Source organism: Mannheimia massilioguelmaensis, from assembly GCF_000940515.1.
Classification (GTDB): domain Bacteria; phylum Pseudomonadota; class Gammaproteobacteria; order Enterobacterales; family Pasteurellaceae; genus Basfia; species Basfia bettyae.
On sequence record NZ_CDQL01000007.1, the window covers coordinates 235,370 to 250,954 of the forward strand.

Annotated in this window: 13 protein-coding genes; 10 read left to right on the plus strand and 3 right to left on the minus strand. The window is 36.8% G+C overall.

Going from position 1 to position 15,585, the window contains the following annotated elements; genetic code table 11:
• Positions 1 to 50: 50 nt before the first annotated feature.
• Together BN1226_RS07705 and BN1226_RS07710 are read right to left on the minus strand one after the other, a co-directional pair.
• A complete protein-coding gene (locus tag BN1226_RS07705; protein ID WP_044470694.1) occupies positions 51 to 839 on the minus strand; it encodes an enoyl-ACP reductase FabI in 789 nt (262 codons plus the stop codon).
• Between the two features lie 132 nt (positions 840 to 971).
• On the minus strand, positions 972 to 1,742 hold the full coding sequence (locus BN1226_RS07710) for a Nif3-like dinuclear metal center hexameric protein (RefSeq protein WP_044470695.1): 771 nt from the start codon (positions 1,740 to 1,742) through the stop codon (positions 972 to 974).
• Between the two features lie 250 nt (positions 1,743 to 1,992).
• On the opposite strand from BN1226_RS07710, the gene BN1226_RS07715 reads away from it, so the two are divergent.
• The 4 genes from BN1226_RS07715 to hypE all read left to right on the plus strand — a co-directional run bounded on the left by BN1226_RS07715 (position 1,993) and on the right by hypE (position 5,655).
• Positions 1,993 to 2,421, plus strand: a complete 429-nt coding sequence (locus tag BN1226_RS07715) for a TOBE domain-containing protein (RefSeq protein ID WP_044470696.1) — start codon at positions 1,993 to 1,995, stop codon at positions 2,419 to 2,421.
• A gap of 163 nt (positions 2,422 to 2,584) precedes the next feature.
• The gene (gene hypB, locus BN1226_RS07720) at positions 2,585 to 3,418 is read left to right on the plus strand and encodes a hydrogenase nickel incorporation protein HypB (protein WP_044470697.1); all 834 of its coding nucleotides are present in this window, start codon (positions 2,585 to 2,587) and stop codon (positions 3,416 to 3,418) included.
• Positions 3,419 to 3,513: 95 nt separating this feature from the next.
• Complete coding sequence (gene hypD, locus BN1226_RS07725; RefSeq protein WP_044470698.1) at positions 3,514 to 4,626, plus strand: hydrogenase formation protein HypD; 1,113 nt, start codon at positions 3,514 to 3,516, stop codon at positions 4,624 to 4,626.
• A gap of 15 nt (positions 4,627 to 4,641) precedes the next feature.
• A complete protein-coding gene (hypE, locus tag BN1226_RS07730; protein WP_044470699.1) occupies positions 4,642 to 5,655 on the plus strand; it encodes a hydrogenase expression/formation protein HypE in 1,014 nt (337 codons plus the stop codon).
• A 48-nt stretch (positions 5,656 to 5,703) separates the two neighbouring features.
• Here hypE and hypF read toward each other — a convergent pair whose 3' ends face one another.
• Entirely contained in the window at positions 5,704 to 7,974 is a 2,271-nt protein-coding gene (hypF, locus tag BN1226_RS07735; RefSeq protein ID WP_044470700.1) for a carbamoyltransferase HypF, read from the minus strand.
• A gap of 321 nt (positions 7,975 to 8,295) precedes the next feature.
• Here hypF and BN1226_RS07740 point away from each other — a divergent pair, with 321 nt between their 5' ends.
• The 6 genes from BN1226_RS07740 to BN1226_RS07765 are packed head-to-tail and all read left to right on the plus strand — an operon-like array spanning position 8,296 to position 15,585.
• Positions 8,296 to 8,895 (plus strand): 4Fe-4S dicluster domain-containing protein, encoded by a 600-nt coding sequence (locus BN1226_RS07740; protein ID WP_005760672.1) that lies wholly within the window; start codon positions 8,296 to 8,298, stop codon positions 8,893 to 8,895.
• A 37-nt stretch (positions 8,896 to 8,932) separates the two neighbouring features.
• A complete protein-coding gene (gene hyfB / locus BN1226_RS07745; RefSeq protein WP_044470701.1) occupies positions 8,933 to 10,954 on the plus strand; it encodes a hydrogenase 4 subunit B in 2,022 nt (673 codons plus the stop codon).
• A 10-nt stretch (positions 10,955 to 10,964) separates the two neighbouring features.
• Positions 10,965 to 11,927: a respiratory chain complex I subunit 1 family protein gene (locus BN1226_RS07750; RefSeq protein ID WP_044470702.1), complete on the plus strand. Its 963-nt coding sequence runs from the start codon at positions 10,965 to 10,967 to the stop codon at positions 11,925 to 11,927.
• A gap of 10 nt (positions 11,928 to 11,937) precedes the next feature.
• Positions 11,938 to 13,395, plus strand: a complete 1,458-nt coding sequence (locus BN1226_RS07755; RefSeq protein ID WP_044470703.1) for a hydrogenase 4 subunit D — start codon at positions 11,938 to 11,940, stop codon at positions 13,393 to 13,395.
• Positions 13,396 to 13,404: 9 nt separating this feature from the next.
• Positions 13,405 to 14,043 carry a hydrogenase 4 membrane subunit gene (gene hyfE, locus BN1226_RS07760; protein ID WP_005760610.1) on the plus strand — a complete coding sequence of 213 codons (639 nt, stop codon included), beginning with the start codon at positions 13,405 to 13,407 and terminating at the stop codon, positions 14,041 to 14,043.
• Positions 14,044 to 14,049: 6 nt separating this feature from the next.
• Positions 14,050 to 15,585 carry a hydrogenase 4 subunit F gene (locus tag BN1226_RS07765; protein ID WP_044470704.1) on the plus strand — a complete coding sequence of 512 codons (1,536 nt, stop codon included), beginning with the start codon at positions 14,050 to 14,052 and terminating at the stop codon, positions 15,583 to 15,585.

Below are 15,585 nucleotides of genomic sequence, written 5' to 3' on the forward strand. Positions count from 1 at the left end.
ATCAATACAAATGGAGGGATGGTTATTCCTCCTTGCGAGATAAGTTGCGATTATTCTTCGCCTAATTCACCCATTGCCATTATGCTAAAACCAGCATCAACGTGTAACACTTCACCAGTGACACCTGAAGCTAAGTTTGAGCATAAGTATGCGGCTGAATTACCAACATCTTCGATCGTTACTGTACGACGTAATGCGGCAGTTTTTTCAAATGCACCAAGCATTTTTTTGAAGTTTTTAATGCCTGATGCGGCTAATGTACGAATTGGACCAGCAGATATAGCATTAACACGAATGCCATCTTTACCTAAGTCAGCTGCCATGACACGAGTTGCCGCTTCTAATGAAGCTTTTGCTAAACACATAACGTTGTAGTTAGGAATAGCTCGTTCAGCACCTAAATAAGTTAAGGTTAATAAAGCTGAATTTGGGTTTAAGTATGGACGTGCCGCTTGAGCCATTGCTACAAAACTGTAAGCACTGATATCATGAGCAATACGGTAACCTTCACGAGTCGCTGCATTGACATAATCACCATCTAATTGATCACCAGGTGCAAATGCGATTGCGTGCACAAAACCATCAAATTTATCCCAACGTTTGCTTAATTCTGTGAAGCAACTAGAAATGCTTTCATCTGTTGCAACATCTAACGGAAGAACAATATCAGAACCGAATTCTTTAGCAAATTCTTCAACTCGTGGTTGTAATTTATCATTTAAATAAGTGAATGCTAATTCTGCACCTTGTTCTTTCATTGATTTTGCAATGCCGTATGCAATCGAACGGTTACTTGCAAGACCAGTGACTAAAATACGTTTGCCAGTTAAGATACCCATAGTGTTTCCTATTATATTAGTATAAACAAAAGATTGTTTGTGTTCGAAAATTGGGGCGATTATACCTTTTTCAGGGAAATTGAGCAATTAAACAATTAGCTAGCTTCCTTTTGTTGGACCAGTGAGATTCACTTAAGCCGGATTATTAATATCCTTAAATATTACCTCAAAGCCATATTCTTCGGCTAGCCATTCTCCTAAGGCTTTAATTCCATAGCGTTCTGTTGCATGATGTCCGCAACCAAAGTAGTGAATACCTTGTTCCCTAGCAGAATGAGTTGTTTGTTCTGAAATTTCACCTGAAATAAAAGCATCACAGCCTTGAGCTGCTGCAAGATCAATGTAACTCTGACCGCCACCAGTACATATACCCACTTTCTGAATCAAGTGCGGTTCATTTTGCAAAAATTCTTCCGAATTACATACGATTGGCGTTTTATCTAATACATGGATAATGCGCTGCGTAAATTCAGCTAATGTGACGGGTTCTTTTAACATTCCCCATATTGGAATACTTACTGTGCCTTGTTCTAATGGTTGTCGTTCTTCAATGCCAAGTCGTGTGGCAAGAAGAGCATTATTGCCTAATTCAGCATGTACATCTAAAGGCAGATGATAACCGTATAAATTGATATCATTCACTAGTAAGGTCTTAATGCGTTTACCTTTCATTCCTCGGATGCAGGGATTTTCATTTTTCCAAAAATATCCATGGTGTACCAAGATTGCATCAGCTTTTTGTTCTACAGCATAGTCAATCAATGCTTGTGTAGCTGTGACGCCTGTAATTATTTTTTTTATTTCAGCTTTACCTTCAACTTGTAAGCCGTTTGGGGCGTAGTCTGAAATAGCTTGTGTATTGAGTTTTTGATTAATAATTTGTTCTAGTTTGAGATTATTCATAATAGAAAAATGTGAGTGAATTATGTTGATATGATAAAGGATTTATTCAGGAATAAGAATAAAAAAATGGCTAGCAAAGTTGATCGTGGGGATCAGGGGGATTTACTAGCCAAAAATTTACTACACGAGTTTTGAGTGATTAGTATAATTATTAGAATGTGAATTCATTATATACTCATTTATATAATGATCAACAAAAATTTTAATGCTATATTTGAAAATAAAATAACTTAAAAAAAGGAATATGATTATGGCTATTAGTGCAAGAAATCAGTTAGCAGCAACAGTAAAATCAATTAAAACAGGTGCAACTAACGATGCGATTGAATTAACCCTTAAAGGTGGTGAAACTTTGGTAGCAACGATTACTTGTGAAAGTACAAAAAACTTAGGTTTAGTAGTGGGAAAAGAGGTCGTTGCAATTTTTAAAGCTCCTTCAGTGATTTTATCTACTGATAATGATTTAATTTTTTCTTCACGTAATCAATTTAAAGGCACTGTAGAAAAAGTGATAGACGGTGCTGTAAATGCAGAAATTCTGGTTAAAACAGTGGGTGGGATAGATTTAACCGCAATTATTACAGAAACCAGTGTTAAAAATTTAGGCTTATCAAAAGGAACTGAAGTGACAGCTTTAATAAAAGCCTCTCATGTCATTTTAGGGGTAAAGCATAAATAAATTAACTAAAACTGTGGTAAAATACCGCAGTTTTTTTATCTATTTTTAATTTATTTTCATAAGCATCTTGATTCCTTGTTTCATCGGTTTATGATCTCTATCAATAAAGTATTTTTAATTTGTGATATTCTTGTTAAAAATTTCTATTTGAAGGGGATTAAATATGTGTACAACTTGCGGCTGTGGTCATCCAGATCAAGTAAGAATTGGCGAATTACAACATACTCATGAACATAAAGAGTCAAAAAGTGCGGTTAAATTACCTAATTTTTCTCATTCAACTTTCCATACGGCAGCTCATAGCCATGCACATTCTCATCATTCTACTCAGATGCAACAGAGCGAAGGAGATATGCAAAAACGCTTATTAAAGATTGAGCAAGATGTACTAGGAAAAAATAATCAGATTGCTGATTCTAATCGTAACTTATTCAAATACTTAAACTTAACAGCATTAAACCTCGTTTCCAGCCCTGGCTCAGGTAAAACGACTTTATTGACAACAACATTAAATGCATTAAAAACTGCTCACCGCTGTTATGTCATTGAAGGCGATCAACAAACTGAAAATGATGCTGATCGTATTCGTGAAACAGGGGTGCCTGCTATTCAAGTTAATACAGGTAAAGGCTGTCATCTAGATGCACAAATGATTGCTGATGCGATGATGAAATTACGTCCTCAAGAAAACAGTTTCTTATTTATTGAAAACGTTGGGAATCTTGTTTGTCCATCTGAATTTGATTTAGGTGAGAAAGCAAAAGTAGTCATTTTATCAGTGACGGAAGGTGAAGATAAACCACTTAAATATCCGCATATGTTTGCAGCATCAAAATTGATGATTTTAAATAAAGTCGATTTACTTCCTTACTTAAAATTTGATGTAGAAAAATGTATTGAAAATGCAAAACGAGTCAATCCAGAGATTGAGGTCATTAAACTTTCTGCCACTACTGGTGAAGGTTTGCAAGACTGGTTAGCTTGGTTACAAAAATAAGTTTTTTAATTTTTTGTAGTGGGATGATTTATCCCACTTTTTCTTTGAAGTGATTATCAGATTGAGCAATAGCTCAATTTTACAGGGGAAACATGATGCAATTTGTTGATGAGTTTCGAGATCCCAAATTAGCGAAAAGTTTAATTGAACGCTTAAATCATTTGATGGATAAATTGCCACAATATAATGAGAAGAATCCATTATATTTAATGGAAGTTTGTGGCGGGCATACCCATACTATTTATAAATTTGGTTTAGATCGTCTATTACCAAAGAGTATTGAATTTATCCATGGACCAGGTTGCCCAGTTTGTGTTTTACCTATGGGGCGTATTGACGTTTGTATTGAAATAGCCGAAAAGCCAGATGTAATTTTCTGTACTTTTGGCGATGCAATGCGAGTAAAAGGTCGTCGTGGTTCTTTATTAGAAGCTAAAGCAAAAGGTTGTGATGTACGTATAGTTTATTCTCCTATTGATGCACTGAGTATTGCACAGCATAATCCTGACAAAAAAGTTGTGTTCTTCTCCCTCGGGTTTGAAACGACTATGCCAAGTGCAGCGGTAACTTTACAACAAGCTAAACGCCAAAATGTGCAAAACTTTTGGATTGTGTGCCAAAATATTACGATTATTCCAACTTTGCGTAGCCTATTATCACAAGATCAAGTGAAGATTGATGGTTTTATTGCACCAGGTCATGTGAGTATGGTAATTGGTTCCGAACCCTATGAAGGACTTTGTGAGAAATATCATAAACCCTTTGTGATTACAGGTTTTGAGCCTCTTGATATTCTGCAATCAATAGTTATGTTAGTAGAACAGTTTGTGGATGGACGTTGTAAAATTGAAAATCAATATAAGCGTATTGTGCATGATCATGGCAATCAATTAGCCCAAAAAGCAATGACTGAAGTATTCCAGTTGAAAGCTTCTAGTGAATGGCGTGGTTTAGGTGAAATTGAGGAATCTGGTGTGGAGTTAACGCCTGAATATCATCAATTTGATGCAGAAACTTATTTCAATAGCACACAACAGAAAGTTGCTGATGATCCTAATTCACGTTGTGGAGATGTGTTAACAGGTAAATGTAAACCATCAGATTGCCCATTATTTGCTAAACAGTGCAATCCAGATAATGCTTATGGTGCATTAATGGTTTCTTCTGAAGGGGCTTGTGCCGCTTATTATCAATATCGTAGAGACTAAAATAAAAGGAATCATATGACAGATTTTATTACAATGGCACACGGTAATGGTGGTGCAGCCATGCAAAAATTGATTCAAGATTATTTCTTCGAAGCCTTTAATAATCCTATTCTTGCACAAGGCGAGGATCAGGCTCGTATTCCTTTAGATGAGCTTTCAAAGTGCGGTCAAAAATTAGCATTTTCTACAGATAGTTTTGTTATTGATCCTATCTTTTTCCCCGGTGGCAATATTGGTAAATTAGCTGTTTGTGGTACAGCTAATGATGTGGCAGTAAGCGGAGCAATACCAAAATATCTGTCTTGTGGTTTTATTTTAGAAGAAGGTCTTGCACTTTCTGAACTTAAAGAAATTATTCAAGCGATGGCAGATACTTGTAAAAAAGCAGGTATTCAGGTGGTGACTGGGGATACTAAAGTGGTACAAAAAGGTGCCGTGGATAAAGTCTTTATTAATACTAGTGGTATCGGAGTCATTCCATCGGAATTAGATTGGGGAGCACATAAAATTGAAGCTGGCGATAAAATTATTGTAAGCGGAACCTTAGGTGACCATGGTGCAACTATTTTGAATCTTCGTGAAAATTTAGGTATTAAAACTGATCTGCATAGTGACTGTGCTGTATTAACCCCATTAATTGAATTATTACGTCCAATAGAAGGGATTAAGGCAGTACGTGATGCTACTCGAGGCGGAGTCAATGCCGTATTACATGAGTATGCTCAAACACAGCAACTCGGTATGAAAATCAACGAAGATGATTTACCGCTTCGCACAGAAGTCCGTGGTATTTGTGAATTGCTGGGATTAGAGGCATTAAATTTTGCTAATGAAGGTAAATTAGTGATTATTGTTAAAGAAGATAAAGCTCAGCAAGTAATAGATACCTTACATACTCATGAATTAGGTAAAAATGCGGCTATTATTGGTGATGTCACTGAAGATAAAAAAGTTCGTTTAGTGGGCATCTTTGGTCAATCAAGATTACTGGATTTACCAACCAACGAACCCTTGCCAAGAATTTGTTGATCGCCATTTCTATTTTGTAAAGAGGGCTAGTTTAGCCCTTCTTTTCATTTATATTTCTGCTGCAATTATTGCCTGTCCTAAACTCAAACCACCATCGCCCATTGGAAATTGATGTGCACTCAGTACATTAAATTCAGCTAAATTTTCTTTGATGAGTTTACGCAATAATTGGTTATGCATTACTCCCCCTGAAAGCACAATAATTTTACATTGATATTGTAAAGCTTGCTGCCTTGCCATTTGTGCAAAACCAGAGGCAAGGGCAAAGTGAAAGACAAAGGCTTTGTCTGCTTTTGAAGCTGGGTAATCCAACCACGTTTGCCAAAAAGTCGCTAGGTCAAGTTTATTTTCTTTGATTGGCATTATCACAGGTAAAATTTTTGAAATTTCTACCGCACTTTGATGGGATAAATTGGATTGCATTGCTAGTACTTCAAGCTGACAAGCCGCTTCACCTTCCCAACTGAGTTTTTCAGGGCTAATATTTAGTCCATAAGCGATGGCATCAAATAAACGTCCAGCAGAAGAAATCGTGGGTGAATTAATACCTCGTTCAATCGCTTTTGCCAATAGTTGCCAATCGTAATTTGCACAGGTTTGTGAGGCAATAATTTGCCAGTTTGGCACAAATTGTTGTAAATGCGCTAGCCAGTTTCGCCAAGGTTGAGTCGCAGCTAAATCCCCCCCAGGAAGTGCCACTGAAGGCAGCCCACCTAAGTATTGATAAGTTTGACGATTGGCTAATAAGCATTCACCGCCCCATAACTGATTATTTTCTCCCATTCCAATACCATCTAAAGCGAGTCCAATAACATTTTCATCAAGATGATGCTCAGCCATAACGGAGACAATATGAGCATGATGGTGGAGAATCTCTATAATAGGCAAGTTGATTCGTTTTGCTAGTTTTTTACCCGTTGCGGAACTGAAATAACCTTGATGAGCATCCACCGCAATAAGTTCAGGTTTAAATTGGTAAATATGTTGGAATAGTTCAAGATTATTTTCTAATTGAGAGCGCACTTTTTCATTGGAGGTATCGCCAATATGCTGGCTCACTACAGCTTTATTTCCTTTTAATAAACAGAAGGTATTTTTTAAATCTGAGCCTATTGCTAAGATATTTTTCTTATTTTTGGTTGCTAATAAGGTTTCATCAGGCACATAGCCACGAGCACGGCGTAAGGTTTCCAAACCATCAAATGCGACTCGGACTAGGCTATCATCAGCACGTTGCAAAATATCTCGATTATGACAGAGATAGTAATCTGCTAAATTTCCTAAAAATTGTACTGCACTTTGATTATCTAAAACGGGCGGTTGACCGCTTGGATTAGCAGAGGTCATCACTAGTGGCTTATTGATGGCTCGTAACAATAAATGTTGCAAGGGATTACTTGGTAACATTACGCCAATTTCATTTAAATGAGGTGCAATAAGATCTACGACAGCTGGCACCTTATGTTTTTTCAGTAACACAATAGGAGCAGCAGTACTTTTCAAAATCTTGATTTCTTCTTGGCTAAGCTCAATTAAATGCTCAAGGCTTGGCACCATAATGGCTAATGGTTTGGTTGGACGATGTTTGCGTTCACGTAATAATTGTACTGATGCCGAATTTGTTGCATCGCAAGCTAAATGGAAGCCCCCAACTCCTTTTATAGCAACGATTTTTCCCTGCATAAGTAAATCGACAGTTTGGTTTAGGGCATTTTCATGAGTTGATAAAGTTTCAAAGGCAGTTTGTAACCAAATATGAGGTCCACAATCTGCACAGGCATTAGGCTGAGCATGGAAACGGCGATCCGCAGGATTCTTATATTCTTGTTCGCAATCAGCACAGAATGGAAAGCTTGCCATTGAGGTATTTTTGCGATCATAAGGAATTGCTTTAATAATGGTGAATCTTGGACCACAATGTGTGCAGTTAGTAAAAGGGTAGTGAAAGCGTCGATTGTTTGGATTAAAGAGATCTTCAATACAAGCGGGACAAGTCGCTGCATCTGGAACAATTTGGGTATCCATTGCATTATTTTCACTTTCACGAATCACAAATTCATCAAAGTGCGGTAGATTTTCCCAAAATTTTTCTGTTTGTTGAATCTCTGTAATCAGCGCTAGAGGTGGCAATTTAGTTTGTAAGTCGGTTAGGAAATGTGAAAGTGCGGCATTTTCAGGTTCTACAAAACGAATTAACACACCTTGTCCATCATTGTTAACATCTCCTTTTAATTGGTATTGATTTGCTAACAACCATACAAAAGGGCGAAAACCAACGCCTTGTACTTTACCTTTTATACGTAACTCAACTCCGTTCATATTTTCCCTTCAACATAACTAAAAAATAGCACTAATGTGTATTTATCTTAGCAGTTAAGCACTAAAAAGCTATCTTTTTTGCTGTATAAAATATATACAAAAATGAGAACTATTTTTATCTTAAACATAAATTAAACATTGATAACAATTTGTTAACCTATTGATATATAAGTATATTTTCTTTATAAAAAATTTAAAAATTTCATGATCTGAATCAATAAATTTTCAAGTGAACTATTTTTTCATATTTTTGAGAAGAGTATCCTTACAATCAGAGTGGTTATGAAGAAATAACTTTTTATTAATCGGGGGGAAAAAACTATGAACCGTTTTGTTATTGGTGATCCCAAAGACTGTATTGGTTGCAATACGTGCATGGCTGCATGTAGTGAAACCCACAAAGCCTTCGGATTACAACCTTTTCCACGTCTTCAAGTGATGCGTAATGATGATGTAACTGTACCGATTCTGTGCCGTCACTGTGATGATTCGCCTTGTGCAACTGTATGTCCAGTGCATGCTATTACACATCAGGCTGACACAATTCAACTCAATGAGAGTCTTTGTATTGGTTGCAAACTTTGTGGTATTGCTTGTCCATTTGGGACAATCACTCAACATGGTAGTACCGCAATTGATGCTCCAACTTACTATGAACATTTCACTTTCCAAGATGCAGTTGCTCGCGATATTCGTACTGCACCAAATAATACCAATGTACATAATATGTTGGCTTGGCAACCAGGTGTAAAAGCGATTGCGATTAAATGCGATCTTTGCTATTTCCGACCAGAAGGTCCAGCTTGTGTACAAACTTGTCCAACGAAAACGTTATTTTTGATTAGTGACGAAAGTATTGAACAAGCTAACCGAGAAAAACGTGAAAAAGCGATGATGAATTCACCTGTGGTATTTGGCTAGCTTAAAGTAGATTTTAAATAATCAATGGAGTGAAATTATGAGTTCAATCACCTTACTCATCACTGCCTTGTTGATTTATGTCGTCGGTGCGTTCATTTCTCTTTGCGTTAGCAAAAATGAACAGCTTTCAATCAATATATCTGGCGTGACCAGTGTACTTGGCGGAATATTAGGAATTATTTCCTGCGCCCCCGTTCTTATCAGCAATGAGACGGTCTATGACCTTTTCCAAACACCTTTTGAGTTTGCTCAATTCTCTATCCGAATTGATGGATTAGCGGCTTTCATGGTGTGTGTTATTTCTTTATTAGTTGTGATTACTGCAATTTATTCTTTCTCTTATGTCCAGGAGTATAAAGGGAAAGGGGCAGGTACAATGGGATTTTTTATGAATCTCTTTATCGCTTCTATGATTGCATTGGTCACTTCAGATAATGCATTTTATTTTCTTGTTTTCTTTGAGATGATGTCCTTATCATCTTATTTCCTCGTACTAACTGAACAAGATGAGAATGCGACTAAAGCTGGCTTGCTTTATTTCTTCATCGCTCATGCAGGTTCAGTTTTAATTATGATTGCTTTCTATATTTTCTACTGCCATGCAGGTAGTTTTGAATTTGAAGCATTCCGTCAAACACAATTATCCACACCATTGGCATTTACTGTATTTATGCTTGCCTTTTTAGGTTTTGGTGCAAAAGCCGGGATGATTCCATTACATGGTTGGTTACCTAAAGCTCACCCAGCGGCACCTTCTCATGCTTCTGCGTTAATGTCTGGTGTGATGGTTAAGATTGGTATCTTCGGAATTATTAAAGTAGGTATCGATTTACTTGGTGCCACTAATATTTGGTTTGGTGTGATTGTATTAGGTTTCGGTGCAGTATCTTCTGTACTCGGAGTACTTTATGCATTGGCAGAGCATGATATTAAACGCTTATTGGCTTACCATACCGTAGAAAACATTGGCATTATTATGATGGGCGTTGGTGTTGGTATGATTGGTATTGCAATTAAGCAACCGATTCTTGCTACAGTAGGTTTACTTGGTGGGTTATATCACTTACTTAACCATGCCGTCTTCAAAGGATTATTATTCCTTGGCGCAGGTTCCATTATGTATCGCTTAGATACCAAAGATATGGATTTAATGGGTGGTTTAAGTAAATTAATGCCATATACTGCATTAACCTTCTTAATTGGTACAATGGCAATTTCTGCATTGCCGCCATTTAATGGCTTTGTCAGTGAATGGTTTACTTACCAATCCCTCTTTACGTTAAGTCAAAATTCAGACATCGTTTTAAAAATTGCAGGTCCAGTTGCGATTATTATGTTGGCGTTAACAGGGGCATTAGCTGCACTTTGTTTCGTTAAAGTATATGGTATCAGTTTTGGTGGTGCTCCTCGTAGTGAAAGAGCCGCTAATGCGCGTGAAGTTCCAATGCCAATGATTGTTGCCATGGCAATATTGGCGATTCTTTGTATTTTATTAGGAATAGGAGCTTCAGAGGTATCACCAGTAATTACTCGTGTTGCCAATTCTTTAGCACAACTACAAAATACTTTCCCTATTGCTGAGAACGGTACAGTCGTAGCACATTCAGAACCTAATACGGCACTTTCTACGCCGATGGTTGCAATTATGTTAGTTGCCTTCTTCTTTATACCGTTTGTTTACTATGCAATGACTAAATCTAGTCGTTTATCAGACAGTGCAAAAGGTAATCCTTGGGCTTGTGGTTATGCTTATGAACCTGATATGGCATCTTCAGCGGGTGGTTTCACTCGTCCATTACGTACGATGTTTAAACCGCTTTATACTATTCGTAAAACTTTCGATCCTTCAACAATGACTTATAAAGCCATTGATGAAGTGATTAAAGGTTCAACGAAAGTAGAACCATTCTGGGAAGAAAAAGTCACTATGCCAATTGCTCATTTTATTCCATGGATTTCAAATAAAATCCGTTGGTTACAAGCTGGCGATTTCCGTGTGTATTGCATATATTTCGTCGTGGCTTTAGTTATGTTACTTGCTGTTGCAGCAACGATGTAGGAGGTGTGAGATGATTAATTTACCTTCAGAAATTGCAACATCAGTAGGTATGTTTGCTTTAGGTCTTGTTCAAGCGCTGATTCTCTTATTATTAGCACCATTATTCTCAGGAATTTCTCGCATGATTCGTGCGAGGGTTCAATCTCGCCGTGGACCTGGAATATTACAAGATTACCGTGATATTTTTAAATTAATGAAACGCCAAAACATTTTGCCAGATAATGCTGGGGCGGTATCAAAAACCATGCCTTACGTATTAATTAGCACAGTGTTAGTAATTGCAATGAGCTTACCAATGTTTACTCTAGCATCACCATTTGGTACAGCAGGGGATTTAATTACAGCAATTTATCTTTTTGCATTATTCCGTTTCTTCTTCTCTATTGCTGGATTGGATAGTAATAGTACTTTCTCAAGTTTAGGTGCAAGCCGCGAAGTGACATTAGGTGTACTTGTTGAACCTACCTTAATGCTTTCTTTATTAATTATTGCATTAATTGCTGGCTCAACAAATTTTGGTCTAATTAGTACCGCACTTGCTACAGAATCTTGGGTGGCTCCTGTTGCAACTATTGTGGCATTAATTGCCTGTGGTTTTGCTGTATTTATTGAAATGGGTAAAATTCCTTTCGATTTAGCAGAAGCAGAACAAGAGTTACAAGAAGGTCCATTAACTGAATATTCTGGCCCCGCTTTAGCGTTAATTAAAGTTGGCATAAGCTTAAAAGCCGTGGTTGTGGCTTCCATTTTTGTTGGTGTGTTATTGCCATTCGGTGCGGCACAAGAGCTAACCCTAAGTGCGGTCATTTTCGGCGCAATTTTTTTCTTTATCAAATTGTTGATTGTATTTGTACTTGCTTGTGTATTTGAAAATACCTTATCTCGTACACGTTTTATGATGACAGGTCGTATTACCGTGATAGGTTTTGGTATTTCAGTGTTAGCTTTTGTATTTTACTTAATCGGATTGTAAGGAGAAGAAAATGGAAAATTTAGCTCTAATTACAATCATCTTACCATTTGTTGGTGCATTTTTAGTTGGATTGATTAAAAATCAAAACACCTTTCCTAAACTGGCGACCTTTTTTGCTGCACTTGCCACTTTAGGTACGTTAGCTTTAGCACAACAATGGTATATGAGTGGCGAAGCAACCGTTACTTATGATGTTGTACGTTTTGGTGATACGACTATTTTTGGTATTACTTTAGATGCCGTAAGTACATTAATTGCCTTTGCTGTGGTTGGTTTAGGTTTTTTAATTAGCTTATATTCTTGCGGTTATTTAACTGATAAGAATAAAGAACATTCGCATCCACCTCTACCTCGTTTCTATGCCTTTTTGCTGATCTTTATCGGTGCGATGGCAGGTTTAGTACTGTCTTCAACTTTAGTAGGACAATTACTATTCTTCGAAATTACAGGGGCTTGTTCTTGGTCATTAATTAGCTATTACCAAACACCTAAAGCTCAGTCAGCGGCAATGAAAGCTTTAATTATTACTCATATTGGTTCATTAGGCTTATATGTGGCTGCTGCATATTTATTTAGTAAATCAGGGACTTTCTCTATTAGCGCATTAGACGCATTAGATCCGACTTCAAAAACCATTGTGCTCTTTGGGGTGATGTTCGCTGCATGGGGTAAATCAGCACAAATTCCAATGCAAATTTGGTTACCAAATGCGATGGAAGCACCAACACCAGTGAGTGCGTATTTGCATGCGGCATCAATGGTTAAAGTTGGCGTATACATTTTTGCAAGATCTGTTATGTCAGCAGGTGATATTCCTGAAATCGTTGGTGAAGTTGGTTTAATCATGGCAATGATTACCTTGATTTATGGCTTCTTAATGTACTTACCTCAAACGGATTTAAAACGTTTGTTGGCATACTCAACTATTACACAATTAGCTTATATTTTCATTGGGCTTTCATTAGCAGCCTTTGGCTCTAAACTTGCCTTTGTTGCGGCTATTTCTTATATCTTTAACCATGCTTTCGCGAAAAGTTTATTCTTCTTAGTAGCGGGTTCCTTAGCTTATTCAACAGGTACACGTTCAATGCCTCGCTTGAAAGGTATCATTAAAACTATGCCGTTAGTTGGTACTGGTTTTGGAGTTGGTGCATTAGCCATTGCAGGGGTTCCACCATTCAATGGTTTCTTCAGTAAATTCCCATTATTTGCAGCAGGCTTTGAATTAGGTGCTGAGCATCCTTGGATTACTACCTTGATGGTCATTGCTTTAATTGAAAGTGTCACAACCTTTGTGTGGTTACTCTATAAATTTGGGCAATGTGTCCTCGGAGAACCCACTGAAGAAGTTAAAAATGCACAACCTATTACCTTATCAATGAGTATTGTACTTGTTGTATTAATGGTGATGTCAGTTTGCTCAAGCTTTATTGCTGCATACTGGTTGAATATGTCGTGGTTAGGTTAGGAGGTCGTTATGTTAATGATTAATATCCTTGCAGGCTTGCTTATCCTAACTTCACTTCTTGTGATTATGGGAAAAACAGCAAGAAAATCTGCGTTATTTTATGCCTTGCAGTCATTAGTTTTAGTGGGATTATTTGTTTGCCTAGCAGGTGAGCTTAAATCACATTCATTATATATGTGGTCAATCAGTGCATTTATCACGAAAGTGATTTTAGTACCTGCAATTTTAATTTATGCCACTAAAAAAATTGATGAAAGTGCGGTACCAAAAAGTTTAAATTCTTCTTGGTTAATTCCAATTACCGCTATCATTGTGGTGGTATGTTATTTAGTCGTGAGTCCAATTAAACTTCCGTTAGAAGAACATTTGAACTTAGTGTTATCTGTATCATTAAGCCATTTCTTACTTGGTATTTTATGTATTGTGTCTCAACGCAATATTTTGAAACAAGTTTTTGGTTATTGCTTAATGGAAAATGGTTCACATCTAACACTTGCCTTACTTGCAAGTAATGCACCAGAGTTAGTTGAAATCGGTATTGCAACAGATGCGTTCTTTGCAGTGATCATTTTGGTTGTTTTAGTGAATAAAATTTACCGCACATTGAACACATTAGATGCAAAAGAATTAACGGAATTGAAGGGGTAATACGCTATGACAGAATGGATTTATGCGTTATTAATCGCACCTTTGGCAGTTTCCGTAGTGAGTTTTTTACTAGCAAAAAGTAAAAATCAAACATTAGTAACCGCACTTCATGTGACAGGTTTGGTTTTGATGTTTGTTTTCTCATTAAAAGTGATTGCTGAAGTTTTAGAACAAGGTTCTATTTTAGCATTAGATAATTGGATTTATGTGGATAGCTTATCAGCCATCTTCATTGGTTTAATTGGTATTGTCGGTGCTTTAGCAGGAATGTATTCAATTGGTTATATGAATACTGAATTGTCTGAAGGCCATATTGATTTCAAAACTTATACCTATTATCACGGCTTCTTACATTTGTTCTTCTTTACTATGTTAGTTTCAGTCACAACTAATAACCTCATTTTAATGTGGGTGGGTATTGAAGCAACAACATTAAGTTCCGCATTCTTAGTAGGAACCTATAAGCATAAAACTTCACTTGAAGCAGCTTGGAAGTACATCATTATTTGTTCTGTTGGAGTAGCCTTTGGTTTATACGGAACGATTTTGGTATTTAGCGGTGCAAGTTCAATGTTACAAGATCCAAGCCAAGCAATTTTCTGGTCTGCAGTGAATGCTCAAGCTCAAAATTTAGATCCTTCATTACTTTATATTGCATTTGCTTTTATCCTGGTTGGCTTTGGTACTAAATGTGGTTTATTCCCAATGCATACTTGGTTATCAGATGCACATAGTGAGGCACCAAGTCCAGTGAGTGCAATTTTATCAGCTGTATTATTAAATTGTGCAATGTTAGTGGTGCTACGTTATTACACCATTATTTCTAAAGCCATTGGTGCAGAATATTTACAAACCTTATTCCTATGGTTTGGTTTAATTTCAGTGGGTATTGCTGCCTTATTCATTATTGTTCAAGCAGATATTAAACGTTTACTTGCTTATTCAAGTATTGAAAATATGGGATTAATTACCTTTGCATTTGGTTTAGGTGGTCCATTAGGAATGTTTGCTGGTTTATTACACACCATTAACCACAGTTTGGCGAAAACCTTATTATTCTGTGCATCAGGTAATATTTTATTAAAGTATAAAACCAGAGATATGAACCAAGTACGTGGTTTATGGAAAGTTGCACCTGTTACTGCGGTATTATTTGCTGGCGGTGGTCTAGCATTAGGTGGTGTGCCTCCATTTAACGTATTTGTGAGTGAATTTAGTGTGGCAGTTGCTGGTATTACAGCGGGTAAAACTTGGCTAGTGATTATCTGTTTATTGCTTCTTACTGTTGTACTTGCTGGTCTTGCAATGATGTTATTAAAAACGGTTTTAGGTAAACCAACTGATAATATCGAAACAGGTGAAGTGAGTAAAATTTCAGTATTAGCAATGGCAGTCTTATTGTTGTTAATGTTGATGATGGGTTTACATATAGCAGATCCAATTATGCAACTTCTTAAAAATTCAGTGGGAATTATTCTTGGTCAAGATAATGTTTCCTTTGGTGATATGTTGTTATTGCCTTGGCAAAGCTTAGGTAAATAG